Below are 24798 nucleotides of genomic sequence, written 5' to 3' on the forward strand. Positions count from 1 at the left end.
TTGGTGAAAATTACCAGCTAGCCTTTTTAAGACCCGGAATTTCACCGCGCATAGCGGCTTCACGGACCTTAATACGGCTCAACCCGAACTTCCGCAGGAAAGCATGCGGACGACCAGTTTGACGGCAGCGGTTACGCTGACGAGACGGGCTGGAATCACGCGGCAGAGACTGCAGCTTAAGAACCGCATCCCAACGATCTTCGTCGGAAGAGTTCACACCAGAGATAATAGCTTTCAATTCCTCGCGTTTAGCGCGGTATTTGTCAGCCAGTTTCACGCGAACGACTTCGCGTGCTTTCATGGATTGCTTAGCCATTAGTAACCCTGCCTTACTTGCGGAACGGGAAGTTAAAGGCAGCCAGCAGAGCGCGGCCTTCATCATCGGATTTCGCAGTAGTGGTGATAGTAATATCTAAACCACGAACGCGATCGACTTTATCATAATCGATTTCCGGGAAGATGATCTGTTCACGCACGCCCATGCTGTAGTTACCACGACCATCGAAAGACTTAGCAGACAAGCCGCGGAAGTCACGAATACGTGGAACAGCAATAGAGACCAGACGCTCAAAGAACTCCCACATGCGTTCGCCACGCAGAGTTACTTTACAGCCGATCGGATAGCCCTGACGGATTTTGAAGCCTGCAACTGATTTGCGTGCTTTGGTGATCAACGGTTTTTGACCGGAGATTGCTGCCAGGTCAGCTGCTGCATTATCCAGCAGTTTCTTGTCAGCGATCGCTTCACCTACACCCATGTTCAGGGTGATCTTCTCGACCCGAGGGACTTGCATGACAGAATTGTAACCAAACTCAGTCATGAGTTTTTTTACGACATCGTCTTTGTAGTAATCATGCAGTTTCGCCATCGTACTACTCCAAATTACTTGATAGTTTCGCTATTAGACTTGAAGAAACGGACTTTTTTGCCGTCTTCGAATCTAAAGCCTACACGGTCAGCCTTACCGGTTGCCGCGTTGAAGATAGCAACGTTAGAAACCTGAATTGCAGCTTCTTTTTCAACGATGCCGCCTGGTTGGTTCAGAGCCGGTACAGGCTTCTGATGTTTTTTAACCAGGTTGATACCTTCAACAATGACCTTACCAGAAGACAGGACATTTTTTACTTTACCGCGCTTACCTTTATCTTTGCCGGTAAGCAGGATAACTTCGTCATCACGACGGATTTTCGCTGCCATGGTTCGCTCCTTAGAGTACTTCTGGTGCCAGAGAGATAATTTTCATGAACTTCTCATTACGCAGTTCACGAGTTACCGGCCCAAAAATACGCGTGCCGATTGGCTGCTCGCTGTTATTGTTTAAAATAACGCATGCATTACCATCGAAGCGAATGACAGAACCGTCCGGGCGACGAACACCCTTCTTGGTGCGCACCACTACCGCCTTCAGCACATCGCCTTTCTTCACCTTACCGCGAGGAATTGCTTCCTTGATGGTAATTTTGATGATGTCGCCGACGCCTGCGTAGCGACGGTGCGAGCCACCTAGAACCTTGATACACATTACGCGACGTGCACCGGAGTTGTCGGCCACGGTCAGCATAGTCTGTTCTTGGATCATGTTAGTGCTCCGCTAATGTCAACTACAACTTTAGGACCCAGGAATAGGTCGTTAAGAAATCCCCATAAATGAGGGCGCGGCATTATAACACCGGTTCCAGATTATGGGTAGAAAAAATAAACGGCCCACAGTTATGAGCCGTTTATCTATTTTTGAGACGACGAGTCTATTACAGAATCGCTTTCTCTACAACGCGAACCAGTGTCCAAGACTTAGTCTTAGACAGCGGACGGCATTCGCTAATTTCAACGACGTCGCCGATACCGCATTCGTTGTTCTCGTCATGTACGTGCAGCTTAGTCGTACGCTTGATGAATTTACCGTAGATTGGGTGTTTCACAAAACGTTCAATCGCAACAACGATGGATTTCTCCATTTTGTCACTGATAACACGACCTTGCAGAGTACGGATCTTGTCACTCATTACGCACCCGCCTTTTCAGTCAGTAAAGTCTTCACACGTGCAACATCACGACGCACTTGTTTCAACAGGTGTGTTTGCTGCAACTGGCCACTTGCCGTTTGCATGCGCAGGTTAAACTGCTCACGCAAAAGGTTAAGAAGCTCAGTGTTCAGCTCTTCCACGCTTTTTTCGCGCAGCTCTTGTGCTTTCATTACATCACCGTCTTAGTTACAAAGGTGGTTTTGATAGGCAGTTTGGCTGCTGCCAGCTGGAAGGCTTCACGAGCCAGCTCTTCAGGCACACCGTCCATTTCGTACAGGACTTTACCAGGCTGGATCAAGGCAACCCAATACTCCACGTTACCTTTACCTTTACCCATACGAACTTCCAGTGGCTTCTCGGTGATCGGTTTGTCCGGGAATACACGGATCCAGATCTTACCTTGACGCTTAACTGCACGGGTCATCGCACGACGTGCTGCTTCAATTTGACGAGCAGTCAGACGACCACGGCCAACAGCTTTCAGACCGTAAGTGCCGAAGCTCACATCCGTACCTTGCGCAAGACCACGGTTGCGGCCTTTGTGCACCTTACGGAATTTTGTACGCTTTGGTTGTAACATCAGCGACTCTCCTTACTTGCGGCCTTTACGCTGCTGCTTTTTAGGTTGAGCAGCCGGTTCCGGTTGTTCAACTGCAGCCATACCACCCAGGATCTCACCTTTGAAGATCCATACCTTAACGCCGATTACACCATAAGTGGTGTGCGCTTCAGATGTGTTGTAATCGATATCCGCACGCAGAGTGTGCAACGGAACACGACCTTCACGGTACCATTCAGTACGCGCGATTTCAGCACCGCCAAGACGGCCGCTTACTTCAACTTTGATACCTTTAGCGCCAAGACGCATTGCGTTCTGTACAGCACGCTTCATAGCACGACGGAACATAACGCGACGTTCCAGCTGTGAAGTGATGCTGTCAGCAACCAATTTAGCGTCAAGTTCCGGCTTGCGGACTTCGGCGATGTTAATTTGCGCAGGAACGCCAGCGATATCCGCTACGACCTTACGCAGTTTTTCGACATCTTCACCTTTCTTGCCGATAACGATGCCAGGACGAGCGGTGTGAATAGTCACACGGATGCTCTTCGCTGGACGCTCGATAACGATGCGAGAAACGGAAGCTTTCGACAATTCTTTAGTCAAGAACTGGCGAACTTTAAAGTCGCTGTCCAGGTTGTCAGCGAATTCTTTGGTATTTGCATACCAAGTAGAGTTCCAAGGTTTGACAATACCTAGTCGAATACCATTAGGATGTACTTTCTGACCCATTGCTAGTCTCCAGAGTCTCAGCGATCGGACACAACCACAGTAATGTGGCTGGTGCGCTTCAGAATGCGATCTGCACGACCTTTAGCACGCGGCATAATGCGCTTCATGCTTGGGCCTTCGTCTACGAAAATCTTCGTGACTTTCAGATCATCGATGTCAGCGCCATCGTTGTGTTCTGCGTTAGCAATGGCAGACTCTAGTACCTTCTTAACCAAACCAGCAGCTTTCTTGTTGGTGTAGGCCAAAGTTTCCAGAGCTTGCGACACTTTCTTACCGCGGATCAGGTCAGCAACAAGGCGAACCTTCTGAGCAGAAGAACGAGCGTGGCGATGTTTAGCGATAGTTTCCATCTCTTCCTCCTACCTTAGCGCTTTTTAGCTTTTTTATCAGCCGCATGGCCGCGATAAGTACGAGTCGGCGCGAATTCACCCAGTTTGTGACCGACCATTTCGTCGGAAACAAATACTGGTACGTGCTGACGACCATTATGGACAGCGATGGTCAAACCGATCATGTTAGGAAAGATCGTTGAACGACGGGACCAAGTGCGCAAAGGCTTCTTGTCACCGCTTTCCACCGCTTTCTCTACCTTCTTCAGCAAGTGCAGGTCAATAAAAGGACCTTTCTTGAGAGAACGTGGCATGGCTTATCCTCTAATTATTTTTTGCTACGGCGACGTACAATGAATTTATCAGTACGCTTGTTGCTACGGGTCTTCTTACCTTTGGTCTGAACGCCCCACGGGGTTACCGGGTGCTTACCAAAGTTACGACCTTCACCACCACCGTGTGGGTGATCGACTGGGTTCATCGCAGTACCGCGAACGGTAGGACGAATACCACGCCAACGTGCAGCACCTGCTTTACCCAGAACGCGAAGCATATGTTCAGCGTTACCGACTTCACCTAAGGTGGCGCGGCAATCAACTTGAACTTTACGCATTTCGCCAGAGCGCAGACGCAGAGTTACGTAGGAACCGTCACGTGCAACGATCTGAACGTAGGCACCAGCAGAACGAGCCATCTGGCCACCCTTACCTGGTTTCATTTCTACGTTATGAACCGTTGAACCTACTGGGATGTTGCGCATAGGCAGGGCGTTACCTGTCTTAATTGCTGCATCAACGCCAGATTGGATCTGGTCACCCACTTTCAGGCCTTTCGGCGCCAGGATATAACGGCGTTCGCCGTCTTTGTACAGAACCAGAGCGATATTCGCTGAACGGTTCGGATCGTACTCCAGACGCTCAACCACTGCTGCGATACCGTCTTTGTTGCGTTTGAAGTCAACCAGACGATAATGCTGCTTGTGGCCACCACCGATATGACGGGTGGTGATACGGCCATTGTTGTTACGACCACCGCTTTTGCTCAGTTTTTCAAGCAGCGGGGCATAAGGTTTACCCTTGTGCAACTCCTGGTTAACCACTTTAACAACATGGCGGCGGCCCGGAGATGTAGGTTTACATTTAACAATTGCCATTGTTCAAACTCCTCCGACTTACTCTGCGCCGCTGATGAAGTCCAGATTCTGGCCTTCTTTCAGGGTAACGTAAGCTTTTTTCCAGTCGCTACGACGACCAACACGCTGACCGTGACGCTTCACTTTGCCTTTAACAAGCAGGGTGTTAACGTCTTCGACTTCGACTTCAAACAGTTTCTTAACCGCAGCTTTGATTTCTGCTTTAGTCGCGTCTTTGGCAACTTTGAGAACGATGGTGTTGTTCTTTTCCATCGCAGTAGAAGCTTTTTCAGAAACGTGCGGCGCGCGCAGCACTTTCAGCAGACGTTCTTCACGAATCATGCCAGCATCTCCTCAACTTGCTTCACCGCGTCAGAAGTCATAACGACTTTGTCGAAGGCGATCAGGCTTACTGGATCGATACCTGCTACATCACGAACATCAACCTTGTACAGGTTGCGTGCGGCCAGGAACAGGTTCTCGTCGACTTCGCCAGTTACAATCAGCACGTCTTCCAGAGCCATGTCTTTCAGTTTCTGTGCCAGCAGCTTAGTTTTAGGCGCTTCTACAGAGAACTGCTCGACTACGATCAAGCGATCTTGACGTACCAGTTCGGACAGAATGCTTTTCAGCGCGCCGCGGTACATCTTTTTATTTACTTTTTGACTGTGGTCCTGTGGCTTTGCAGCGAAGGTAACACCACCGGAACGCCAGATTGGGCTCTTTACAGAACCTGCTCGCGCACGGCCAGTACCTTTCTGACGCCATGGTTTTTTACCGGAACCAGTTACTTCAGCACGGGTCTTCTGAGCGCGAGTACCTTGACGGGCACCTGCTGCATACGCAACAACGACCTGGTGTACCAGCGCTTCATTGAAATCACGCCCGAAGGTAGTTTCGGAAACAGTCAGCGCGCTTTGCGCGTCTTTCACTACTAATTCCATTCCTATCTCCTCGACGTTAAGCCTTAACAGCAGGTTTAACGATCAGGTTGCCACCGGTAGCACCCGGAACAGCACCCTTGACCAGCAGCAGGTTGCGCTCAGCGTCAACACGTACTACGTCCAGGCTTTGAACGGTTACACGCTCGTTACCCAGTTGGCCTGCCATTTTCTTGCCTTTGAACACTTTGCCCGGAGTCTGGTTCTGACCGATAGAACCCGGAACACGGTGAGACAAGGAGTTACCGTGGGTAGCGTCTTGGGTACGGAAATTCCAGCGCTTAACTGTGCCAGCAAAACCTTTACCTTTAGAAGTACCGGTAACATCTACTTTCTTAACGTCTGCGAAAATTTCAACGCTAATGTCCTGACCTGCAGTAAATTCTTCACCTTCTGCAAGGCGGAATTCCCACAGACCGCGGCCAGCTTCTACGCCAGCTTTAGCGAAGTGACCCGCTTCTGGTTTAGTTACACGGTTAGCTTTTTTGCTACCAGTAGTAACTTGCACAGCACGGTAACCGTCGTTGTCCAGGTCTTTGACCTGAGTAACGCGGTTTGCTTCAATTTCGATAACGGTTACTGGGATAGAAACACCATCTTCTGTGAAGATACGTGTCATACCCACTTTCTTACCGACTAAACCAATCATTGTTTCAACCTCTCAATCGCTCAATGACCCTGATTAACCCAGGCTGATCTGCACGTCTACACCAGCAGCCAGATCCAGACGCATCAGAGCATCAACGGTTTTCTCGGTTGGCTCAACGATGTCAACCAGACGCTTGTGAGTGCGAATCTCATACTGATCGCGCGCATCTTTATTGACGTGCGGAGAAATCAGAATGGTAAAGCGCTCTTTGCGGGTCGGCAGCGGGATTGGACCACGAACTTGCGCACCAGTGCGCTTCGCAGTCTCAACGATTTCCGCAGTTGATTGATCGATCAAACGATGATCAAACGCTTTCAGGCGGATACGGATTCTTTGGTTCTGCATGAGACCAGAGCTCCAATTATTTTAAACGTAAATAATTACTCCTCAAACCCATTTCGATTGATGGGAGAGTGTAATCGTTCTTCATATAACCCCCATATCGGGAGTATTGTTTGATTAGCGGTACAGCATTGCTAATCAACTAATCCTTATCGAATTAGGCTTACCAAGATTAGGTAAGCCCGCGCATTATACGTAAATAGAGGTAGGAAGCAACCAATACGGCAAACAAAATGCTTTTATTTTGCACTCATCACTTTCCAGCACTGATCGCAGAACGGCTTTTTAAGCCCTTCAAAAGACAAAAACCTCTCGTCCCCTCCCCCTCTCTGCTGATAACTTGCGCTGAAGGATTAGCCAGCAATCGGCTTAGATACCCTTCATGGAGGAAGGCAAAATGGATGAATGGCAGTTACTTGGTGGTGCTGTAATATCGCAGGGTTGGTTTTACCACAGCGGCATCACTCTCTTCGGGCTGCTTGCCGGCAGCTTTCTCAATGTGGTGGTTTACCGTATCCCTTTGATTATTGCTCGAGCGGAAAGAATTACCACACACAGATTTAATCTTTCTTTCCCTTCTTCCCATTGCCCTGCCTGCCAACACACTTTGCGGTGTTGGCATAACGTTCCGCTGCTCAGTTGGTTGGTTTTGAAAGGGAGATGCCACTACTGTCAGAGTAAGATCCCTGGCTTTTACCCTTTTAATGAAGGTCTGTGCGCCCTAGGCTTTTTAGCACTTTCTTTCATGCTCTCAACCCCAGCGGCTTTATGCGCCGCACTTATCTTGTTTTGGTTTCTGTTGGCGCTGAGCCTGATTGACCTTGCCACATCCTTGCTGCCGGATAGCCTGACATTGCAACTACTGTGGGCAGGTTTGCTGGTCAATTCATTCTTAGGCAACGTGGCGCTGCAAGATGCAGTTTATGGCGCGGTGGCCGGATACTTGTCTTTATGGTTTTTATACTGGGGAGTCAAAATAGTCACAGGTAAGGAAGGGATGGGATATGGTGACTTCAAGCTGCTTGCGGCACTGGGCGTCTGGGTTGGCTGGCAAATGTTGCCGCACCTATGCATTTTGGCTGCGTTGACGGGAATGGTGTTCGCACTGGTAAGCAAAAGGAGAAATCATATGACTAAGCAAATTCCGTTCGGCCCGAGCTTAGCCTCTGCGGGGCTTATTGTGTATATCAGCCAGCAGAGTGACTCTGTCTGGCTGACGTTCTAATAAAGCACATCGCTATTTCTGTGATTCTTCTTTGAGTTGAGACTGAAGGTAGTTTTGGATCCCCACGCGCCCAATGAGTTCGAGCTCGGTTTCAATCCAATCAATGTGATGTTCTTCGTCAGCGAGGATGTTAATCATCAAATCACGGCTAACGTAGTCGTGGACTGTATCGGCGTAGGCGATTGCCTCACGCAGGTCTTTGGCCCCGTCGAGCTCAAGCAATAAATCTGACTTCAGCATCTCCTCAACATCTTCCCCGATATTGAGTTTGCCGAGATCTTGCAAATTAGGAATGCCTTCCAAGAAGAGAATGCGCTCGATATAGAGGTCCGCATGCTTCATCTCATCAATTGACTCATGGTATTCGATGCCATTGAGTCTCATCAGACCCCAGTTTTTAAACATTCGGGCGTGCAAAAAATACTGATTGATTGCAACCAGTTCATTTCCAAGAAGTTTATTGAGGTGTGCAATGACTTTTTTATCGCCTTTCATAGGTAACTCCTCCGTTCCGGTATCTAAAGCGTAGATCCGGTTCAGAGTAAGTCAAAGAAAAGGCTTACATTTGGCGAGGTATTTTTAAGCGATATTGTCGAATTGTGGAATCTGCTGCAATTCGTCTTCCATTATCTGGCGCGCGACGCGGATACATTTACCGCACTGCGTACCTACCGGAACAAAACTTCTAAGCTGCTGGAACGTTTGGGGCTGATAGCGACGAACTGCCTGACGGATTGTTTTATCACTAACGCTATTACATAAACACACGTACATAGAAACCACACATCGAACAAAACCTGAGCTAACTGTAAATGAGAATCGTTATTACTGCAACACTCAGGCATAAAAAAAGGGTGCCGAAGCACCCTCTTTTCTATTGCAGAAATTATCAGCGATTAAGCGATAACTTTAGCAACAACACCTGCACCAACAGTACGGCCACCTTCACGGATTGCGAAACGCAGACCGTCATCCATCGCGATTGGGTGGATCAGGGTTACTACCATGTTGATGTTGTCACCTGGCATTACCATCTCTACGCCTTCTGGCAGTTCGATGGTACCGGTCACGTCAGTTGTACGGAAGTAGAACTGTGGACGGTAACCTTTGAAGAACGGAGTATGACGGCCGCCTTCATCTTTGCTCAGGATATACACTTCTGAGTCAAATTTGGTGTGTGGTTTGATTGAACCTGGTTTAGCCAGTACCTGACCACGTTCGATGTCTTCACGCTTGATACCACGCAGCAGAACACCAACGTTCTCACCAGCACGGCCTTCGTCCAGCAGTTTGCGGAACATTTCAACGCCGGTACAGGTAGACTTAACGGTGTCTTTGATACCAACGATTTCAACTTCTTCGCCAACTTTGATGATACCGCGCTCTACACGACCGGTAACAACGGTACCACGACCGGAGATGGAGAATACGTCTTCGATTGGCAGCAGGAATGGCTTGTCAATCGCACGCTCTGGTTCTGGGATGTAGCTATCCAGGAAGCCAGCCAGTTCGATGATCTTAGCTTCCCACTCTGCTTCGCCTTCCAGTGCTTTCAGCGCTGAACCACGAACAACTGGGATGTCGTCGCCTGGGAAATCGTAAGCAGACAGAAGTTCACGAACTTCCATTTCTACCAGTTCCAGCAGCTCTTCGTCATCAACCATGTCGCATTTGTTCATGAATACGATCATGAATGGAACGCCAACCTGGCGACCCAGCAGGATGTGCTCACGAGTCTGTGGCATAGGGCCATCAGTTGCAGCAACAACCAGGATCGCGCCGTCCATCTGAGCAGCACCGGTGATCATGTTTTTCACATAGTCGGCGTGTCCTGGGCAGTCTACGTGCGCGTAGTGACGGCTTGGGGTGTCATATTCAACGTGAGAAGTGTTGATGGTGATACCACGAGCTTTTTCTTCTGGTGCGTTATCGATCTGGTCGAAGGCACGAGCAGCACCGCCGTAGGTTTTAGCCAGAACGGTAGTGATTGCAGCAGTCAGGGTAGTTTTACCGTGGTCAACGTGGCCGATAGTACCAACGTTAACGTGCGGTTTTGTACGTTCAAATTTTTCTTTAGACACGGCTATATTCCTTACTCTTGTGCTCCCCCTTCATAGAGAGAGCACTGGATCATTGTGTTTAAACCAGTGGCTTATTTGCCACGAGCTTCAATAACGGCCTGAGCGACGTTGTTCGGCGCATCATCGTACTTCAGGAACTCCATGGAGTAAGAAGCACGGCCTTTGGTCAGAGAACGCAGTTGAGTTGCGTATCCGAACATCTCGGACAACGGAACTTCAGCGTGAATCTGAACGCCAGTAGCGTTGGATTCCTGACCTTTCAGTTGACCACGACGACGGCTAAGGTCACCGATGACATCACCAGTGTTCTCTTCCGGAGTTTCTACTTCAACCTTCATGATCGGCTCAAGCAGAACTGGTTTCGCTTTCTTAAAGCCATCTTTGAAGGCGATAGAAGCGGCCAGTTTAAACGCCAGCTCAGAGGAGTCAACGTCATGGTAAGAACCGAAGTGCAGACGCACGCCCAGATCTACTACCGGGTAACCCGCCAGTGGACCAGACTTCAGCTGTTCCTGGATGCCTTTGTCAATCGCGCCGATGAATTCAGTTGGAATCACACCGCCTTTGATTTCGTTGACAAACTCATATCCTTTCGGATTTGTGCCAGGTTCTAGTGGGTACATGTCGATCACAACGTGACCATACTGACCGCGACCACCAGACTGCTTAGCGTGTTTACCTTCAACGTCGGTAACTTTACCGCGAATTGCTTCACGGTAAGCAACTTGTGGCTTACCGACGTTCGCTTCAACGTTAAATTCGCGACGCATACGGTCAACCAAGATGTCCAGGTGAAGCTCACCCATACCTGCGATGATAGTCTGACCAGATTCTTCGTCAGTCCATACGCGGAATGATGGGTCTTCTTTCGCCAGACGGCCCAGAGCCAGACCCATTTTTTCTTGGTCAGCTTTGGTTTTTGGTTCTACCGCAACGGAGATAACCGGCTCAGGGAACTCCATACGCTCCAGAATGATCACATTGTCTGGATCACACAGAGTGTCACCGGTAGTTACGTCTTTCAAACCGATTGCCGCAGCGATGTCGCCCGCACGAACTTCTTTAATTTCTTCACGCTTGTTAGCGTGCATCTGAACGATACGGCCCAGACGTTCGCGCTGAGATTTCACTGGGTTAAATACAGTGTCACCTGAGTTGACGAGACCGGAATAAACACGGAAGAACGTCAAGTTACCCACGAATGGGTCAGTTGCGATTTTGAACGCCAGAGCAGAGAACGGCTCGGCATCATCAGAGTGACGAACTGCTGGAGTGTCTTTACCGTCATCCAACATACCGTTGATAGCTTCAACGTCGGTTGGTGCTGGCAGATACTCAACAACAGCATCCAGCATTGCCTGTACGCCTTTGTTTTTAAACGCAGAACCACAGGTAACCAGGATGATTTCGTTGTTCAGAACGCGCTTACGCAGAGAAGTTTTGATCTCTTCTTCAGTCAACTCTTCGCCACCAAAGAATTTCTCCATCAGCTCATCAGAGCCTTCAGCAGCGGACTCAACCAGTTTCTGATGCCATTCTTCAGCCAGTTCTTGCATGTCAGCTGGGATCTCTTCGTATTCGAAGGTCACGCCCTGATCAGCTTCGTTCCAGTTGATAGCTTTCATCTTCACCAGGTCAACAACACCGGTGAATTTCTCTTCCGCGCCGATTGCCAGTTGCAGAGGCACCGGAGTTGCGCCCAGACGTTTTTCAATCTGATCAACAACTTTCAGGAAGTTAGCACCCATACGGTCCATTTTGTTAACGAACGCGATACGAGGAACTTTATATTTGTTTGCCTGACGCCATACGGTCTCAGACTGTGGCTGAACACCACCAACAGCACAGTAAACCATTACCGCGCCATCAAGAACACGCATGGAACGTTCTACTTCGATGGTGAAGTCAACGTGCCCTGGGGTGTCGATGATGTTGATGTGGTGTGGTTCGAACTGCTTAGCCATACCAGCCCAGTAACAGGTGGTAGCAGCGGACGTGATGGTAATACCACGTTCCTGTTCTTGCTCCATCCAGTCCATGGTAGCTGCGCCATCATGAACTTCACCGATTTTGTGGTTTACACCGGTGTAGAACAAAACACGTTCGGTAGTGGTCGTTTTACCGGCGTCGATGTGAGCACTGATACCAATGTTACGGTAGCGCTCAATGGGTGTTTTACGAGCCATTTGATTCCTCTATAACTAGGACGTTCAAGTTCAGTTAACCCAAGCGGGTTGGCTTCTTGAAGCGCCCGCTTGGTTAGCATAACTACTGCGAAGTGATTACCAGCGGTAGTGGGCGAACGCCTTGTTGGCTTCAGCCATACGGTGAACGTCTTCACGTTTCTTAACAGCAGTACCTTTGTTCTCTGCTGCGTCAGAAAGTTCGTTCGCCAGGCGAAGAGCCATGGATTTATCACCGCGTTTACGAGCAGCTTCAACGATCCAACGCATTGCCAGGGCATTACGACGAACCGGACGTACTTCAACTGGAACCTGATAAGTAGAACCACCTACGCGGCGGGACTTAACTTCGACAGTCGGACGAACGTTGTCCAGAGCGACTTCGAAAGCTTCCAGGTGGCCTTTACCGCTACGTTGAGCCAGGGTCTCAAGAGCAGTGTAGACGATTGCTTCTGCAGTAGATTTTTTACCATCTACCATCAGAATGTTTACGAATTTAGCCAGCAGTTCGGACCCGAACTTAGGATCTGGCAGAATTTTACGTTGACCAATGACGCGACGACGTGGCATGGAAATACTCCGTTGTTAATTCAGGATTGTCCAAAACTCAAAGAGTTTATTTTGACATTAATGTAAAAATGTTTGGCCTTACTTAACGGAGAACCATTAAGACTTCGGCTTCTTGACGCCGTATTTAGAACGAGATTGCTTACGATCCTTAACGCCTGAACAGTCCAGCGCGCCACGGACGGTGTGATAACGCACACCTGGCAAGTCTTTTACACGACCGCCACGGATCAGGATCACGGAGTGTTCCTGCAGGTTATGACCTTCACCGCCGATGTAGGAGGTAACTTCAAAACCGTTAGTCAAACGCACACGGCATACTTTACGCAGTGCGGAGTTTGGTTTTTTAGGAGTGGTGGTATATACACGAGTACATACGCCACGTTTCTGCGGGCAAGCTTCCAGCGCTGGAACGTTGCTTTTAGCAACCTTCGTAGAGCGTGGTTTGCGTACCAGCTGATTAATTGTTGCCATTAAAAAGCTCCTGGATTTTGGTTCATAAACTACTTTGTAAACGCGTGTTAAATCACCCCATATACAGCATTAGCTAATATGGGGACGCAGAATTTTAGGGCTGACCTACAAAGGTGTCAAGAAATATACAGCGTTGGAGGTGATCACCATGCGATTTGCTGAGGGTGTTTTTCGGTCAGCGCGACGAAACCAGTATAGTCGATCAGCGTAATATTGTGTGAAATTTGACCAACCAATCCTCGGGCGGCTAAATCTTCACTTAGGGCATAGACGGAATGTTCTGCCGTAGCTAGATATGGGTGCGCCGCGCTGTCTTTCAAGGCCGCCAGTACGCCGTCTTGCATCAGCAGTAAAGCGTCCTGTGAGCCAATCAGACTAACAAGTGTGGGGAAATCACACGCTTGGGGAGAATTCGCTAAGGTAAAAAGCATGGTTTTTCCTGCATTAAAATGTCATCACGACATCGTATTCCGCTAACTTAGCGCGCAATTCAGCCGCCGCCAGCCTCTCAACATCCAGCACCCAGCTGTCCACACTCGACAATCCGCGCGCCGCCAAGGACTCCTCGCAGATGAAACACTGGTCGATATCGTATAAGGATAAAACGCCGTAAGTGACGATATAATTACGCGAAAGAATTTTTTCTGGCTGTTGGTTCGGTAACAGCTGAAATACGCCATCGGCGATAAAGAACACGCCAATGTCTTCAGTTAACGCCGAGGTGGCGAGCAAAGCATCAAGTCCTTCCCTGCCTGCAGAACTGCCGTGTGGCCCATGCGTAAAAATAAAGGCGACTTTTTTCATATTGGATTACACCTTGTATTTAAAACTGCACTAGCCGATCGCAGGTCAGCGACGCTTCCGCCAAACTTCCCAGCCCGGTCAAGGCAAAACCTGATTGCAGGTTAGCAAACTCACCGCCCTGATTGCGGGCTTCATCGCCATCAATCACGCCACGGCGCAGCGCGGCTGCCACGCAGACATTCAGCGCCACGTGGTTGTCGACGGCCAATCGCTGCCAGGCGCGCACCAAGTCGAACTCGTCTGAAGCTGGCGCAGAAAGCTGATTGCCGTTCAGAACGCCTTCGCGATAGAAAAAGATGCTGTCTAACTGATGCCCGGCGGCTAACAGCGCCAGAGCAAATTGATAGGCCGCGCTGGCTTGTTGTGTGCCGTAGGCAGGGCCGGTCACCAGCAAGCAATAACGCAGTTTCAACGTTCGTTCCCCACCAGGTCGCCGCTCTTAAATTGGCGGATATAGAGATAAACCGTGTGTTTGGAGATGTTCAGACGATCGGCCACCTGGTTAATGGCATCTTTGATATCAAAAATGCCTTTCTCGTAAAGATTCAGAACCACCTGACGATTCTTGGCGTTATTCGACACGTTGCGGTCGGCATTCACCTCTTCAATGGTGAACTCCAGCGTTTGTGCCACCAAATCGTCAACCGACGAGGCGAAGTTCACCGAAGGCGCCACTTCCTGCGTTTCTGGCGGCATAAAGGTCTGCATGATTTGCGAGAAAGGCACGTCGAGGTTCATGTTGATACAGAGCAAGCCAATCACTCGCTGCTCGCGATTGCGAATAGCGATGGTGACTGACTTCATCAACACGCCACTTTTGGCGCGAGTGAAATAGGCTTTCGACACATTGCTGTCGGCACCTGTCATATCGTGCAGCATGCGCAGCGCCAGGTCGGTAATAGGCGAACCGATTTTACGCCCGGTGTGTTCACCATTGGCAATTCGAATCGCCGAGCATTTCAAGTCTTCAAGAGAATGCAGAACAATTTCACAGTGCTCGCCGATAAGCATCGCCAGACCATCAACTACCGCCTTATAGGAGGTGAGAATTTCGTGGTCGGTCTGAGTGAAAGGACGTTGGTCCAGCAAATCCAGTTCGCCGGTTTCGCCAGATATAAGCGAATTAGACATCGAAGCTACCACCCTCTACATTGCGCTCGCTTGAACCAGCAATACGCATCAATCAATATTCGGGGCCTTGACTGCTGTAAACAGGCAGACACCCTTGAGATCACATGGAATAGTGACGTTATGCTCGACAGGCAAACGCGTCAAGTGATCATCATAGAGTAACCGCAGTAAAATGAGGGTCACAGCCGGAATTAATCTTTCAGGCAAAAAAAACCGCCGCGTTTAGCGACGGTTTTTCAGAGCAACCAAAACAGATTAGTTTGTTTTAGGTGCTGCAGCGTCAGCTGGCTGGTCTGCCGCTTTTGGGTCAGCTTTAGGCGCGGCTTTAACGTCCAGCAGTTCTACGTCGAATACCAGAGTAGAGTTTGCAGGGATGCCCGGGACGCCCGTTTTGCCGTAAGCCAAGTCTGGTGGAATGACCAGCTTGATTTTACCGCCTTTCTTAACGTGCTTCAGCCCTTCGGTCCAGCCTGGGATCACGCCGTCAAGACGGAAGGAAAGTGGCTCGCCGCGAGTATAAGAGTTATCGAACTCAGTCCCGTCGGTCAGAGTACCTTTGTAGTTAACAACTACGGTGTCGCTGTCTTTCGGCACTTCGCCAGTACCTGGTTTTTCTACCTGATACAGCAGGCCAGATTCAGTTTTCTTCACGCCTTTAGTCTTGGCGAAGTCAGCACGGAATTTGTCGCCTTTCTCTGCGTTAGCTTTAGCGTCTTGTTCAACTTTAGCCTGAGCGGAAGCCTTCACGCGGCCTTCGAAAGTTTGCAGCGTTTTTTCGATGTCGGCGTCAGACAGTTTGCTCTTGTTCGCAAACGCGTCCTGCACACCAGCGATCAACTGGTCTTTGTCCAGTTTGATGCCCAATTTCTCTTGTTCTTTCAGAGAATTGTCCATGTAGCGGCCAAGTGAAGCACCCAGCGCGTAAGCAGCCTGCTCATCATCACTATTAAACTTAGTTGTAGCAGTCGCTGCCGGTGCGGCGGCGGCTGGTGCAGCGGCAGGAGCTGGAGCAGCTTTTGCTGCATCATCTGCCATGGCCTGCGTCGCATTCAGTGCCAGTGCCATGGTGGTCGCTAACAGTGTTACTTTAAACAGTGATTTCATCCATTTCTCCAAGACCTGAAGCACGTAGCCTCAGGTAACAATAACGAAAGTACGGCGGTTACTATAACTGTCCATGTTCGAACAAGACAATCTCTATACTAACCAATAGCGTATTATTCAGAACCTTTTTGCGACAATAAGTTTCTTAATTTCCTTAAAATACGAAAACTCTCAGACAGCCCGTCAGGTAATTCCCCGCATTTGCAGGTAGAATCCGTCCATTGCAGCATAAGAGGTGAAACCCATGGACCAGAGCGCCATCGAGAAACGTTTAGAGATGCTAGAAAGCCGTCTGGCATTTCAGGAAGTGACTATTGATGAACTCAATCACATCGTCACATCGCACCAGTTAGAAATGAGTCGGCTGCATGATCACCTGCGCTTATTGACCGATAAGCTGCGCGCGTCGCAGCCGTCGCAAATCGCCGATCAGTCGGAAGAGACGCCGCCGCCCCATTACTAATGCCACAGGCTTACGCCGCACGACGCAGCAACAAAAAAGGCACCCATTGGGTGCCTTTTTCACTTTAACGACTCAGTGGGCCTTAGTGGCAACCACATCCGCCGTTACCGCAACCGCCTTTGCTGCCGTGGTCATGGCCGTGATCGTGATCATGGCTGTGACCGTGGCCGCCGCAGCAACCGCCGTGGTCGTGGTCGTGACCATGGTCATGACCGTGCTCGCCGTGAACGTGGCCGTGAGCCAGTTCTTCAGCCGTGGCTTCGCGGATCGCGACCACTTCTACGTGGAAGTTCAGGTTCTGGCCAGCCAGCATGTGGTTGCCATCAACAACAACGTGGTCGCCATCAACTTCAGTGATTTCTACTGGAACTGGACCCTGATCGGTGTCAGCCAGAAAACGCATACCCACTTCCAGCTCTTCAACACCCATGAACACGTCTTTAGGAACGCGCTGCACCAGGTTTTCGTCGTAGTTGCCGTAAGCGTCGTTGGCGCCAACGTGCACGTCGAATTTGTCACCGACTGCATGACCATCCAGCGCGGTTTCCAGACCGGAGATCAGGGAACCATGACCGTGCAGATAATCCAACGGTGCGCTCACCGGTGATTCATCAACCAACACACCGTCTTCTGTACGTACCTGATATGCCACGCTGACGACCAGGTCTTTTGCTACTTTCATGATAACTCCTACCGTTGGAAACTGAATGACAACAACAGTGCCGAATAAATTTGGCGAAGAGTGTAACGGAAATCCGCGCCTCTGTACCTGATAGCATACAAAAAACGCGACTATTAGCGCTACTTCGGATCAAAAATACCGATAACTTGTTCGTCGCGGCGCAAGGTTTTATCCACCTGCTCATCGGTCTGGCGTTTATGCAAACCGCACTTGATGCACTCGACCACCTCAACCTGATCTTCAATCCATAAAGCGAGGGTATCCAGCGCCTTACATTGCGGGCAAACGGCGCCAGCGATGAAACGTTTACGGGTTGTAGCCATGACTTACTCTCCAAAAATGTTGCGTCTTGCGCCTGCTTTATACATGGGGGCAGGTGAAACGTTTTGCAAAAAAAAATTTATCCGCCGGGCTGCTCAAATGCCATAAACCCGGCTTATTCGTCGTCGTCCCAGCCATCCAGCTGGCGGCGCTCGTTGTGCATTTCACTTTGGAAGATGTCTTCCAGCTCGCGCCGCGCCTCTTTCACACGGGAAATCTGCGCCACGTCGCCACGGTTTTGCGGCACCAGTTCGCGCAACATGCGCATATCCAGACGGCGGAAGTGCTGCTGCGCGCGGTAGGCGCTGTGCGGATGCATCCCCAGCGTCACCAGCGTCTTCTTGCCTAACTCCAGCGCGCTGGAGAAGGTTTCACGCGAGAAGTGAGTCACGCCCGCCTGCAATAGCTCGTGGGCTTCAACACGCCCGCGAGCACGCGCCAGAATATTCAGATGTGGGAAATGCTGCTGGCACAGATGCACGATTTCCATCGTATCTTCCGGCTCATTACAGGTGATCACGATAGATTTGGCTTTCTCCGCGCCAGAGGCTCGCAGCAGTTCCAGCTCGGTGGCATCGCCGTAATAGACTTTATACCCATAGGTGCGCATCAGGCCGACGGCGCTGATATCGCGCTCCAGCACGGTAATGCGTTTCTTGTTGGCCATCAGCAGGCGGCCAATCACCTGACCAAAACGCCCAAAGCCGACGATAATCACCTGCGGCTGGTCATCCTGCACGAAGTGCTTCTCATCGCTCTCTTCGTTATCGTTGTAGCGGCGTACCAGAATCTTATCCACCGCCTGCATCAGCAGCGGCGTGGTCATCATCGACAGCGTCACCACCACCAACAGCAGGGAGAGCTGCGAGGAGGAGATGACCTTCTGCGCACCGGCGGCCGAGAACAGCACGAAGGCGAACTCCCCGCCCTGACTGAGCACCGCCGAGAATTGCAGCCGGACCGAGGTACGAATGCCAAACACCCGCGCCAGCGTGTACAGCACCGCGCCTTTAATCGACACCAGCACCACCACGCCAATCAGCACTTCGAGCACGTGGGTGTAAAGCACGCCAAGGTTGAGCGCCATGCCGACCGAGATAAAGAACAGCCCGAGCAGTAAACCCTTAAACGGCTCGATAGCGATTTCCAGTTCGTGCTGATACTCACTTTCCGCCAACAGCACCCCGGCGATAAAGGTCCCGAGCCATGGAGAAGCCGAGTGAATCCATAAACAGCGCTGAGCCGAGCACCAACAGCAGCGCGGCGGCGGTGAACACTTCGCGCACGCCGGAGGCCACGATCAGCCGGAAAATCGGTCGAAGCAGGAAACGCCCGCCAATCAGCATGCCAGCAAACGCCAGCACCTTCAGGCCAATCATGCCCCAGTTATTGGTGCCTTCAGGGCCACCGGCCAGCAGAGGTATTAGCGCCAGTGCGGGGATAACCGCGATATCTTGGAATAGCAATACCGCGAAGCCGAGCTGCCCACCTTCATTGCGGGTCATGCTCTTGTCGCGCATTAATTGCAGGGCCATGGCGGTGGAAGACATCGCCAGACCAATACCGCCAATCAGCGCCGCTTGCCATGCGAAGTCGGTCAGATAGAGCAGCCCGCCCAGCACGGCGGCGGTCAAGATCACCTGCCCCGCCCCCACGCCGAAGATCTGCCTGCGCAGCTCCCACAGCTTGCCGGGGTTCAGCTCCAGCCCGATGATAAACATCAGGAACACCACCCCAAGCTCGGAGAAGTGCAGAATTTCATCCACGTCGCGAATAAAACCTAGCCCCCACGGGCCGATGGCAATCCCGGCCAGCAGGTAGCCGAGCACCGCGCCAATACCCAACTTCTGGGCAATGGGTACTGCAACCACGGCAGCGAACAGAAACAGCAAAATCGCCGCCGGAAGATTCGAACCGTCCATTATTGATTGCCCCCGTGTGGCAGTGGAGACCTTAACCAATCGCCGTAAGCCTGCGCATGACTATGTAATACATCAGGTTTCTGGCGGCGGGCCCAATAGATGATAATCGGCGTCATCCAGTGCATATGGCACATGGCCGATGTCAGCTCGAAGGGGCGCATAATGTCCGACATCGGGTAGCGATTATAACCGCCTGCTTTATAGGCACCCTCCGGCTCGCCGGTAGTGACCACCGAGCGCCAATACTTTCCCCGCAACGCGTTGCCGCCTGCGCCGCTGGCAAAGCCGCGAGCCAAGACGCGATCCATCCACTCTTTTAGCAGCGCCGGGCAGCTATAGGTATAAAGAGGATGTTGAAAAACAATCACTTTATGGTCGCGCAACAGCTGTTGTTCGCGGTGAATATCGATGAAAAAATCGGGGTAGTGGGCGTACAAATCGTGAACAGTGACATGCTCTAATTGCTGCGCTTGTTGCAACAAAACGCGGTTGGCGACCGAATCGGGCGATTCCGGGTGGGCATACAGCAGCAAAACCTTTGGTGGCTGCGACATCAATACCTCCAAAGCGTCGTCAGGGTGCGGTTTTTCCGTTACCATGCTTCGCAAAGACTAAAAATAGGACGCAATACGTCTTGTTTAACTTATGATCGTGACAATTTAACATACTCTCAACACGGCGCTTTATGATTGTTTTCTCCTCATTACAAATCCGACGCGGCACTAACGTCCTGCTAGATAACGCATCAGCGACCATTAATCCCGGCCAAAAAGTCGGTCTGGTCGGCAAAAACGGCTGTGGTAAATCGACACTTATCTCGCTGTTGAAAAACGAAATGAGCGCCGATGCTGGCAACATGACTTTCCCGAATAACTGGGCTTTGGCCTGGGTTAATCAGGAAACGCCCGCGCTTGACGTGCCGGCCATAGAGTATGTTATCGACGGCGACCGCGAGTTTCGTCAGTTAGAATCTGAATTGCACGCCGCCAACGAGCGCGACGACGGCAACGCCATCGCTCACGCCCACGGCAAGCTCGACGCCATTCAGGCGTGGACCATTCCGGCGCGCGCCGCCAGCCTGCTCAGCGGGCTGGGCTTTAGCCAAAGCCAATTGCAGCAGCCGGTGAAATCCTTCTCGGGCGGCTGGCGTATGCGCCTCAACTTGGCGCAGGCGCTGATTTGTCGCTCAGACTTACTGCTGCTCGACGAACCGACCAACCACCTTGATTTAGACGCGGTGATCTGGCTTGAAAAGTGGCTGAAAAGCTACACCGGCACGCTGGTGCTGATTTCCCATGACCGCGATTTCCTCGACCCGATTGTCGATAAAATCCTGCATATCGAGCAGCAAACGCTGAACGAATACACTGGCAACTACTCCTCCTTCGAGCGCCAACGGGCGACGAAACTGGCGCAGCAGCAGTCGCTGTTTGAGAGCCAGCAAGAGAAAGTCGCCCATTTGCAGAGCTATATTGACCGTTTCCGCGCACAGGCCACCAAGGCCAAGCAGGCGCAGAGCCGTATCAAGATGCTGGAACGCATGGAGCTGATTGCCCCGGCGCACGTGGATAATCCTTTTCATTTTAGCTTCCGTTCGCCAGAAAGTTTGCCCGACCCGCTGCTGCGCATGGAAAAAGTCAGCGCGGGCTATGGCGACACCACTATTCTGGAATCCATCAAGCTGAATCTGGTGCCAGGTTCGCGCATCGGGCTGCTGGGCAGAAACGGCGCCGGTAAATCCACGTTGATTAAGCTGTTAGCGGGCACCATGGCGCCCTTGCAGGGGGATATTGGCCTGTCGAAAGGGGTCAAACTGGGCTACTTCGCCCAGCATCAGCTGGAGTTCCTGCGCGCCGAAGACTCGCCGTTGCAGCACTTAGTGCGTCTGGCGAGCAAAGAGACTGAGCAGCAACTGCGCGACTATCTCGGCGGTTTCGGCTTCCACGGCGATAAAGTGACAGACCCGACCGGCCGTTTCTCCGGTGGCGAAAAAGCGCGTCTGGTGCTGGCCCTGATCGTCTGGCAGCGCCCTAACCTGCTGCTGCTCGACGAACCAACCAACCACTTGGATCTCGATATGCGTCAGGCGCTGACCGAAGCATTGATCGATTTCGAAGGCGCGATGGTGGTGGTGTCGCACGACCGCCACTTACTGCGTTCCACCACCGACGACCTCTATCTGGTTCACGGCGGCAAAGTCGAACAGTTCGACGGCGATTTGGAAGATTACCAGCAGTGGCTGGTGGAGATTCAGCGTCAGGAGAGCCAGCAAGAAGCTCCGGCCAAAGACGGCGGCGTAAACAGCGCGCAATCGCGCAAAGACCAGAAGCGCCGCGAAGCCGATTTTCGCAACCAGACCCAGCCGCTACGCAAGCAGATAACCAAGCTGGAAACGCAGATGGAAAAGCTGAGCAGTGAACTGGCGGCTATTGAAGAGAAGCTCGCCGATTCCGCCATTTACGACATCAGCCGCAAAGCCGAGCTCACCGAGTGTCTGCAACAGCAAACCAAAACCAAAGGCGCGCTGGAAGAGACCGAAATGACCTGGCTCGACGCCCAAGAACAGCTCGAAGAGATGTCGAAGGCGTTTGATGTAGAGAGTTGATTTGGCTAGCCCCCTCCCCTGGAAAGGGGAGGAGCAAAACCTTAAACGCCGTCGCAGTCCCGCACAACCACGCGTCACCCTTTATAAAAAGGCTTATCACCCAGCACCGTCGCCCGATGCATAATCCGCCGCTGCGGCAGATAATCCGCATTCGCGTAATGCTGCGTCACGCGGTTATCCCAGATAGCGATATCATCCTGCTGCCAGCGCCAGCGCACCTGAAACTCGGGTTTGGTCACGTGGTTAAACAGGAAAGTCAGGATCGCCGCACTCTCCTTCTCGCTCAGGCCAACAATTCGCGTGGTAAAACCTTCGTTCACAAACAGCGCCTGCTTGCCGCTCACGGGGTGAGTTCGAATCACCGGGTGCAGCAACGGCGGGTTCTTCTCTTTGGCTTTCTGCCACTGCTGATGCTCTTCCGGCGTCTTGCGATATTTGAATTCCTGGAATGACTTGGTGAAGTCGTGCTCGGCCTGCAGACCCGTCAGCAACTGGCGGAAAGGCTCGGACAGCGCCTCGTAGGCCGCAATGCCGCTGGCCCACAGCGTGTCGCCGCCGGTGGTCGGCAGGTGCTTTGACGCCAACACCGCAATCGCCGGAGGCGTTTCGATAAAGGTGACGTCGGTGTGCCAGTTGTCATTGTCCGGCGGGTTGTCGTCGTGGGTGTCGAGGACGATGATCTCTTCGACATCCGGCGCGTGCGGGTAAACCGGGTGAATGTGCAAATCGCCGAACCGCGCGGCCAGCGCTCGCTGCTGCGCCGGAGTGATCGGCTGATTGCGGGCAAACAGCACCTGATGCTTGAGCAAAGCGTGGTAGAACTGCTCAAACTGCGCGTCAGACAGGGGACGAGTCAGGTCGATATTCTCAACCTGCGCGCCGATATACGGGCCTAACGGCGTGATAATCAAACGTTCGTTCATTGTTGTTCTCCGTGCCACGGGGTGAGTTTGCGCTGTAAGGCGCGCAGGCCGATTTCAAGACTAAAGGCGATCAGCGCGATCACGCTGATGCCCGCAATAACCACATCAGTCGCCAAAAACTCACCGGCGGACTGCACCATAAAACCTAGACCGCGCGTGGCGGCAATCAGCTCGGCGGCCACCAGCGTGGACCAGCCGACGCCGAGGCCAATCCGAATGCCGGTCAGAATTTCCGGCAGCGCGCTCGGCAGCACCACATAGCGCAACACCTGTAACTTACTGGCGCCGAGGGCCTGCGCGGCGCGGACTCGCACCTGAGAAACGCTGCGCACGCCCGCCACGGCGGAGAGTGCCACCGGGGCGAAAATCGCCAGATAGATCAGCAGAATTTTCGAGGTTTCGCCGATACCAAACCAGATCACCATCAGCGGCAGGTACGCCAACGGCGGCACCGGGCGATACAACTCAATCAGCGGGTCCAAAATGCCGCGCACCGTATCATTCAGCCCCATAGCAATGCCCACCGGCACGCCAATCACCACCGCCGCCAGCAGCGCGATCAAAATGCGCGTCAGGCTGGCCGCCAAATGCTGCCACAGCGTGGCGTCCATAAAGCCTTGCGGGCTGGCGATGACATACAGCTGATGCAGCACCTGCTGCGGCGCGGGGAGAAACAGCGGGCTGATGAGTTTCAGCGCGGTCACCGCCCACCACACCACCACTAGCACCAGCAGCGTGGCAATGCTCAGCCGCACGTTGCGCGGAATGCGCGCCAGCCATGAGCGCCGAGTGGCTGCCACGGTGGTTTGATTGTTGAGCGCAGAATCCAGACTCATATCAACACCTCGCGCTGCTGGAAGACTTTACTCAGCACGTATTCACGCTGAGCAATAAACTGCGGGTCTGACTTGATGGCGCGGCACGGCTCGCCGTTGGCGTAACGCTGGCCGAAGTCGAGCTTCAGGCGTTCTACCACCTGCCCCGGCCCCGGCGAGAGCAGCAACAGCTCGCTGGCGAGGAACACCGCCTCTTCAATATCATGAGTAATAAGCAAAATTTGTTTGCCGGTGTCGCGCCAAATAGTCAGCAGCAACTCCTGCATCTGTTCGCGAGTAAAGGCGTCGAGCGCGCCGAAAGGCTCATCCAACAGCAGCAGGCGCGGGTCGGCCGCCAGCGCGCGAGCAATGCCCACTCGCTGACGCATCCCGCCGGAAAGCTGCCAGATGAAGTGCTGCTCGTAGTCTTTCAGCCCGACTTTATTGAGCATGCGCAGCGCGGTTTCCCGGCGCTGGCTCTTGTTGATGCCCGCCAATTGCAGGCCGAACTCCACGTTGCTCACCACGTCGCGCCACGGCAGTAATCCCTCATGCTGGAACACCACGCCGCGATCGGCACCCGGCCCGCTGACCGGCACGCCGTCGAGAGTGATAGAGCCGCTCGACGCAGGCAAAAATCCGGCAATCAGGTTAAGTAAGGTGGTTTTGCCGCAGCCCGACGGGCCGAGCACCACCACCAGTTCGCCGCTGGCAATCTGCAAAGAGATATCTTTTAGGGCCGGGCGGCCCTGATATTCTGCCGAAAGGTGCGAGACGTTAAGCATGGCG

35 protein-coding genes and 1 pseudogene are annotated in these 24798 nt (G+C 52.1%); 3 read left to right on the forward strand and 33 right to left on the reverse strand.

What is annotated here, in order from left to right; all coding sequences use genetic code 11:
• Nucleotides 1–10 precede the first annotated feature (10 nt).
• The 15 genes from rpsN to rpsJ all read right to left on the reverse strand — a co-directional run bounded on the left by rpsN (nt 11) and on the right by rpsJ (nt 6712).
• A complete protein-coding gene (gene rpsN / locus V2154_RS19835; protein ID WP_013573696.1) occupies nt 11–316 on the reverse strand; it encodes a 30S ribosomal protein S14 in 306 nt (101 codons plus the stop codon).
• Nucleotides 317–329: 13 nt separating this feature from the next.
• Entirely contained in the window at nt 330–869 is a 540-nt protein-coding gene (rplE, locus tag V2154_RS19840; protein WP_034793676.1) for a 50S ribosomal protein L5, read from the reverse strand.
• 14 nt (nt 870–883) lie between these two features.
• Nucleotides 884–1198 carry a 50S ribosomal protein L24 gene (gene rplX, locus V2154_RS19845; protein ID WP_034793679.1) on the reverse strand — a complete coding sequence of 105 codons (315 nt, stop codon included), beginning with the start codon at nt 1196–1198 and terminating at the stop codon, nt 884–886.
• A gap of 10 nt (nt 1199–1208) precedes the next feature.
• Nucleotides 1209–1580 carry a 50S ribosomal protein L14 gene (rplN, locus tag V2154_RS19850; protein ID WP_008457164.1) on the reverse strand — a complete coding sequence of 124 codons (372 nt, stop codon included), beginning with the start codon at nt 1578–1580 and terminating at the stop codon, nt 1209–1211.
• A gap of 169 nt (nt 1581–1749) precedes the next feature.
• Nucleotides 1750–2004, reverse strand: coding sequence for a 30S ribosomal protein S17 (gene rpsQ, locus V2154_RS19855; RefSeq protein WP_009639185.1), 255 nt, complete (start codon nt 2002–2004; stop codon nt 1750–1752).
• Nucleotides 2004–2195, reverse strand: coding sequence for a 50S ribosomal protein L29 (gene rpmC / locus V2154_RS19860; RefSeq protein WP_013573692.1), 192 nt, complete (start codon nt 2193–2195; stop codon nt 2004–2006). The genes rpsQ and rpmC overlap by 1 nt, the downstream gene beginning before the upstream one ends.
• The gene (gene rplP, locus V2154_RS19865; protein WP_009639183.1) at nt 2195–2605 is read right to left on the reverse strand and encodes a 50S ribosomal protein L16; all 411 of its coding nucleotides are present in this window, start codon (nt 2603–2605) and stop codon (nt 2195–2197) included. The genes rpmC and rplP overlap by 1 nt, the downstream gene beginning before the upstream one ends.
• Before the next feature lie 12 nt (nt 2606–2617).
• The gene (rpsC, locus tag V2154_RS19870) at nt 2618–3316 is read right to left on the reverse strand and encodes a 30S ribosomal protein S3 (protein WP_004929766.1); all 699 of its coding nucleotides are present in this window, start codon (nt 3314–3316) and stop codon (nt 2618–2620) included.
• A gap of 17 nt (nt 3317–3333) precedes the next feature.
• Nucleotides 3334–3666 carry a 50S ribosomal protein L22 gene (gene rplV / locus V2154_RS19875; protein WP_004391423.1) on the reverse strand — a complete coding sequence of 111 codons (333 nt, stop codon included), beginning with the start codon at nt 3664–3666 and terminating at the stop codon, nt 3334–3336.
• Between the two features lie 14 nt (nt 3667–3680).
• Complete coding sequence (gene rpsS, locus V2154_RS19880; RefSeq protein WP_004929772.1) at nt 3681–3959, reverse strand: 30S ribosomal protein S19; 279 nt, start codon at nt 3957–3959, stop codon at nt 3681–3683.
• A 14-nt stretch (nt 3960–3973) separates the two neighbouring features.
• On the reverse strand, nt 3974–4798 hold the full coding sequence (rplB, locus tag V2154_RS19885) for a 50S ribosomal protein L2 (RefSeq protein ID WP_034793690.1): 825 nt from the start codon (nt 4796–4798) through the stop codon (nt 3974–3976).
• 18 nt (nt 4799–4816) lie between these two features.
• Entirely contained in the window at nt 4817–5119 is a 303-nt protein-coding gene (gene rplW / locus V2154_RS19890) for a 50S ribosomal protein L23 (RefSeq protein ID WP_034793691.1), read from the reverse strand.
• The gene (rplD, locus tag V2154_RS19895) at nt 5116–5721 is read right to left on the reverse strand and encodes a 50S ribosomal protein L4 (protein ID WP_353503550.1); all 606 of its coding nucleotides are present in this window, start codon (nt 5719–5721) and stop codon (nt 5116–5118) included. Before rplD ends, rplW begins: the two co-directional genes overlap by 4 nt.
• 16 nt (nt 5722–5737) lie before the next feature.
• Nucleotides 5738–6367 carry a 50S ribosomal protein L3 gene (gene rplC, locus V2154_RS19900; RefSeq protein WP_353503551.1) on the reverse strand — a complete coding sequence of 210 codons (630 nt, stop codon included), beginning with the start codon at nt 6365–6367 and terminating at the stop codon, nt 5738–5740.
• A 33-nt stretch (nt 6368–6400) separates the two neighbouring features.
• Nucleotides 6401–6712, reverse strand: coding sequence for a 30S ribosomal protein S10 (gene rpsJ / locus V2154_RS19905; protein ID WP_009639175.1), 312 nt, complete (start codon nt 6710–6712; stop codon nt 6401–6403).
• Between the two features lie 394 nt (nt 6713–7106).
• On the opposite strand from rpsJ, the gene V2154_RS19910 reads away from it, so the two are divergent.
• Nucleotides 7107–7934: a prepilin peptidase gene (locus V2154_RS19910; protein WP_353503552.1), complete on the forward strand. Its 828-nt coding sequence runs from the start codon at nt 7107–7109 to the stop codon at nt 7932–7934.
• A gap of 12 nt (nt 7935–7946) precedes the next feature.
• On the opposite strand, the gene bfr is transcribed toward V2154_RS19910, so the two are convergent.
• The 11 genes from bfr to fkpA all read right to left on the reverse strand — a co-directional run bounded on the left by bfr (nt 7947) and on the right by fkpA (nt 16278).
• Nucleotides 7947–8429, reverse strand: a complete 483-nt coding sequence (bfr, locus tag V2154_RS19915) for a bacterioferritin (RefSeq protein WP_353503553.1) — start codon at nt 8427–8429, stop codon at nt 7947–7949.
• 84 nt (nt 8430–8513) lie between these two features.
• Nucleotides 8514–8708, reverse strand: a complete 195-nt coding sequence (gene bfd, locus V2154_RS19920) for a bacterioferritin-associated ferredoxin (protein WP_353503554.1) — start codon at nt 8706–8708, stop codon at nt 8514–8516.
• A 122-nt stretch (nt 8709–8830) separates the two neighbouring features.
• Nucleotides 8831–10015 carry an elongation factor Tu gene (gene tuf / locus V2154_RS19925; protein ID WP_353500571.1) on the reverse strand — a complete coding sequence of 395 codons (1185 nt, stop codon included), beginning with the start codon at nt 10013–10015 and terminating at the stop codon, nt 8831–8833.
• A 71-nt stretch (nt 10016–10086) separates the two neighbouring features.
• Nucleotides 10087–12201 carry an elongation factor G gene (gene fusA / locus V2154_RS19930; protein ID WP_353503555.1) on the reverse strand — a complete coding sequence of 705 codons (2115 nt, stop codon included), beginning with the start codon at nt 12199–12201 and terminating at the stop codon, nt 10087–10089.
• A gap of 96 nt (nt 12202–12297) precedes the next feature.
• The gene (rpsG, locus tag V2154_RS19935) at nt 12298–12768 is read right to left on the reverse strand and encodes a 30S ribosomal protein S7 (RefSeq protein WP_005969574.1); all 471 of its coding nucleotides are present in this window, start codon (nt 12766–12768) and stop codon (nt 12298–12300) included.
• A gap of 96 nt (nt 12769–12864) precedes the next feature.
• Nucleotides 12865–13239 carry a 30S ribosomal protein S12 gene (rpsL, locus tag V2154_RS19940; protein ID WP_013573668.1) on the reverse strand — a complete coding sequence of 125 codons (375 nt, stop codon included), beginning with the start codon at nt 13237–13239 and terminating at the stop codon, nt 12865–12867.
• A 143-nt stretch (nt 13240–13382) separates the two neighbouring features.
• Nucleotides 13383–13670, reverse strand: a complete 288-nt coding sequence (gene tusB / locus V2154_RS19945) for a sulfurtransferase complex subunit TusB (RefSeq protein WP_353503556.1) — start codon at nt 13668–13670, stop codon at nt 13383–13385.
• Between the two features lie 13 nt (nt 13671–13683).
• Nucleotides 13684–14043 carry a sulfurtransferase complex subunit TusC gene (gene tusC / locus V2154_RS19950; protein ID WP_353503557.1) on the reverse strand — a complete coding sequence of 120 codons (360 nt, stop codon included), beginning with the start codon at nt 14041–14043 and terminating at the stop codon, nt 13684–13686.
• Between the two features lie 19 nt (nt 14044–14062).
• Nucleotides 14063–14455: a sulfurtransferase complex subunit TusD gene (gene tusD / locus V2154_RS19955; protein ID WP_185689107.1), complete on the reverse strand. Its 393-nt coding sequence runs from the start codon at nt 14453–14455 to the stop codon at nt 14063–14065.
• Nucleotides 14452–15174, reverse strand: coding sequence for a helix-turn-helix transcriptional regulator (locus V2154_RS19960; RefSeq protein ID WP_353503558.1), 723 nt, complete (start codon nt 15172–15174; stop codon nt 14452–14454). Before V2154_RS19960 ends, tusD begins: the two co-directional genes overlap by 4 nt.
• 255 nt (nt 15175–15429) lie before the next feature.
• Nucleotides 15430–16278, reverse strand: a complete 849-nt coding sequence (gene fkpA, locus V2154_RS19965; protein WP_353503559.1) for an FKBP-type peptidyl-prolyl cis-trans isomerase — start codon at nt 16276–16278, stop codon at nt 15430–15432.
• Between the two features lie 244 nt (nt 16279–16522).
• On the opposite strand from fkpA, the gene V2154_RS19970 reads away from it, so the two are divergent.
• Entirely contained in the window at nt 16523–16741 is a 219-nt protein-coding gene (locus V2154_RS19970; RefSeq protein ID WP_034793707.1) for a protein SlyX, read from the forward strand.
• 82 nt (nt 16742–16823) lie between these two features.
• Here V2154_RS19970 and slyD read toward each other — a convergent pair whose 3' ends face one another.
• The 4 genes and pseudogenes from slyD to kefG form a co-directional block, all read right to left on the reverse strand.
• Complete coding sequence (gene slyD, locus V2154_RS19975; protein WP_353503560.1) at nt 16824–17423, reverse strand: peptidylprolyl isomerase; 600 nt, start codon at nt 17421–17423, stop codon at nt 16824–16826.
• 119 nt (nt 17424–17542) lie between these two features.
• Entirely contained in the window at nt 17543–17746 is a 204-nt protein-coding gene (locus tag V2154_RS19980; RefSeq protein WP_034793711.1) for a YheV family putative zinc ribbon protein, read from the reverse strand.
• A gap of 113 nt (nt 17747–17859) precedes the next feature.
• Nucleotides 17860–19666: pseudogene (gene kefB, locus V2154_RS19985) on the reverse strand (glutathione-regulated potassium-efflux system protein KefB).
• Complete coding sequence (kefG, locus tag V2154_RS19990) at nt 19666–20220, reverse strand: glutathione-regulated potassium-efflux system ancillary protein KefG (protein WP_100936566.1); 555 nt, start codon at nt 20218–20220, stop codon at nt 19666–19668. The pseudogene kefB and the gene kefG overlap by 1 nt, the downstream one beginning before the upstream one ends.
• Before the next feature lie 131 nt (nt 20221–20351).
• Between kefG and V2154_RS19995 the strand changes: the two genes are divergently transcribed.
• Entirely contained in the window at nt 20352–22271 is a 1920-nt protein-coding gene (locus V2154_RS19995; protein WP_353503561.1) for an ABC transporter ATP-binding protein, read from the forward strand.
• A gap of 74 nt (nt 22272–22345) precedes the next feature.
• Here V2154_RS19995 and tauD read toward each other — a convergent pair whose 3' ends face one another.
• From tauD to tauB, 3 genes are read right to left on the reverse strand one after another with little or no spacing between them, the layout of a single operon-like run.
• The gene (gene tauD / locus V2154_RS20000; RefSeq protein WP_353503562.1) at nt 22346–23194 is read right to left on the reverse strand and encodes a taurine dioxygenase; all 849 of its coding nucleotides are present in this window, start codon (nt 23192–23194) and stop codon (nt 22346–22348) included.
• Nucleotides 23191–24030 (reverse strand): taurine ABC transporter permease TauC, encoded by an 840-nt coding sequence (gene tauC, locus V2154_RS20005; RefSeq protein ID WP_353503563.1) that lies wholly within the window; start codon nt 24028–24030, stop codon nt 23191–23193. The genes tauD and tauC overlap by 4 nt, the downstream gene beginning before the upstream one ends.
• Nucleotides 24027–24794 carry a taurine ABC transporter ATP-binding subunit gene (tauB, locus tag V2154_RS20010; RefSeq protein WP_353503564.1) on the reverse strand — a complete coding sequence of 256 codons (768 nt, stop codon included), beginning with the start codon at nt 24792–24794 and terminating at the stop codon, nt 24027–24029. Before tauB ends, tauC begins: the two co-directional genes overlap by 4 nt.
• Between the last annotated feature and the right edge of the window lie 4 nt (nt 24795–24798).

Origin of the sequence: Ewingella sp. CoE-038-23, assembly GCF_040419245.1 — a bacterium.
GTDB classification, from domain to species: Bacteria; Pseudomonadota; Gammaproteobacteria; order Enterobacterales; family Enterobacteriaceae; genus Ewingella; species Ewingella allii.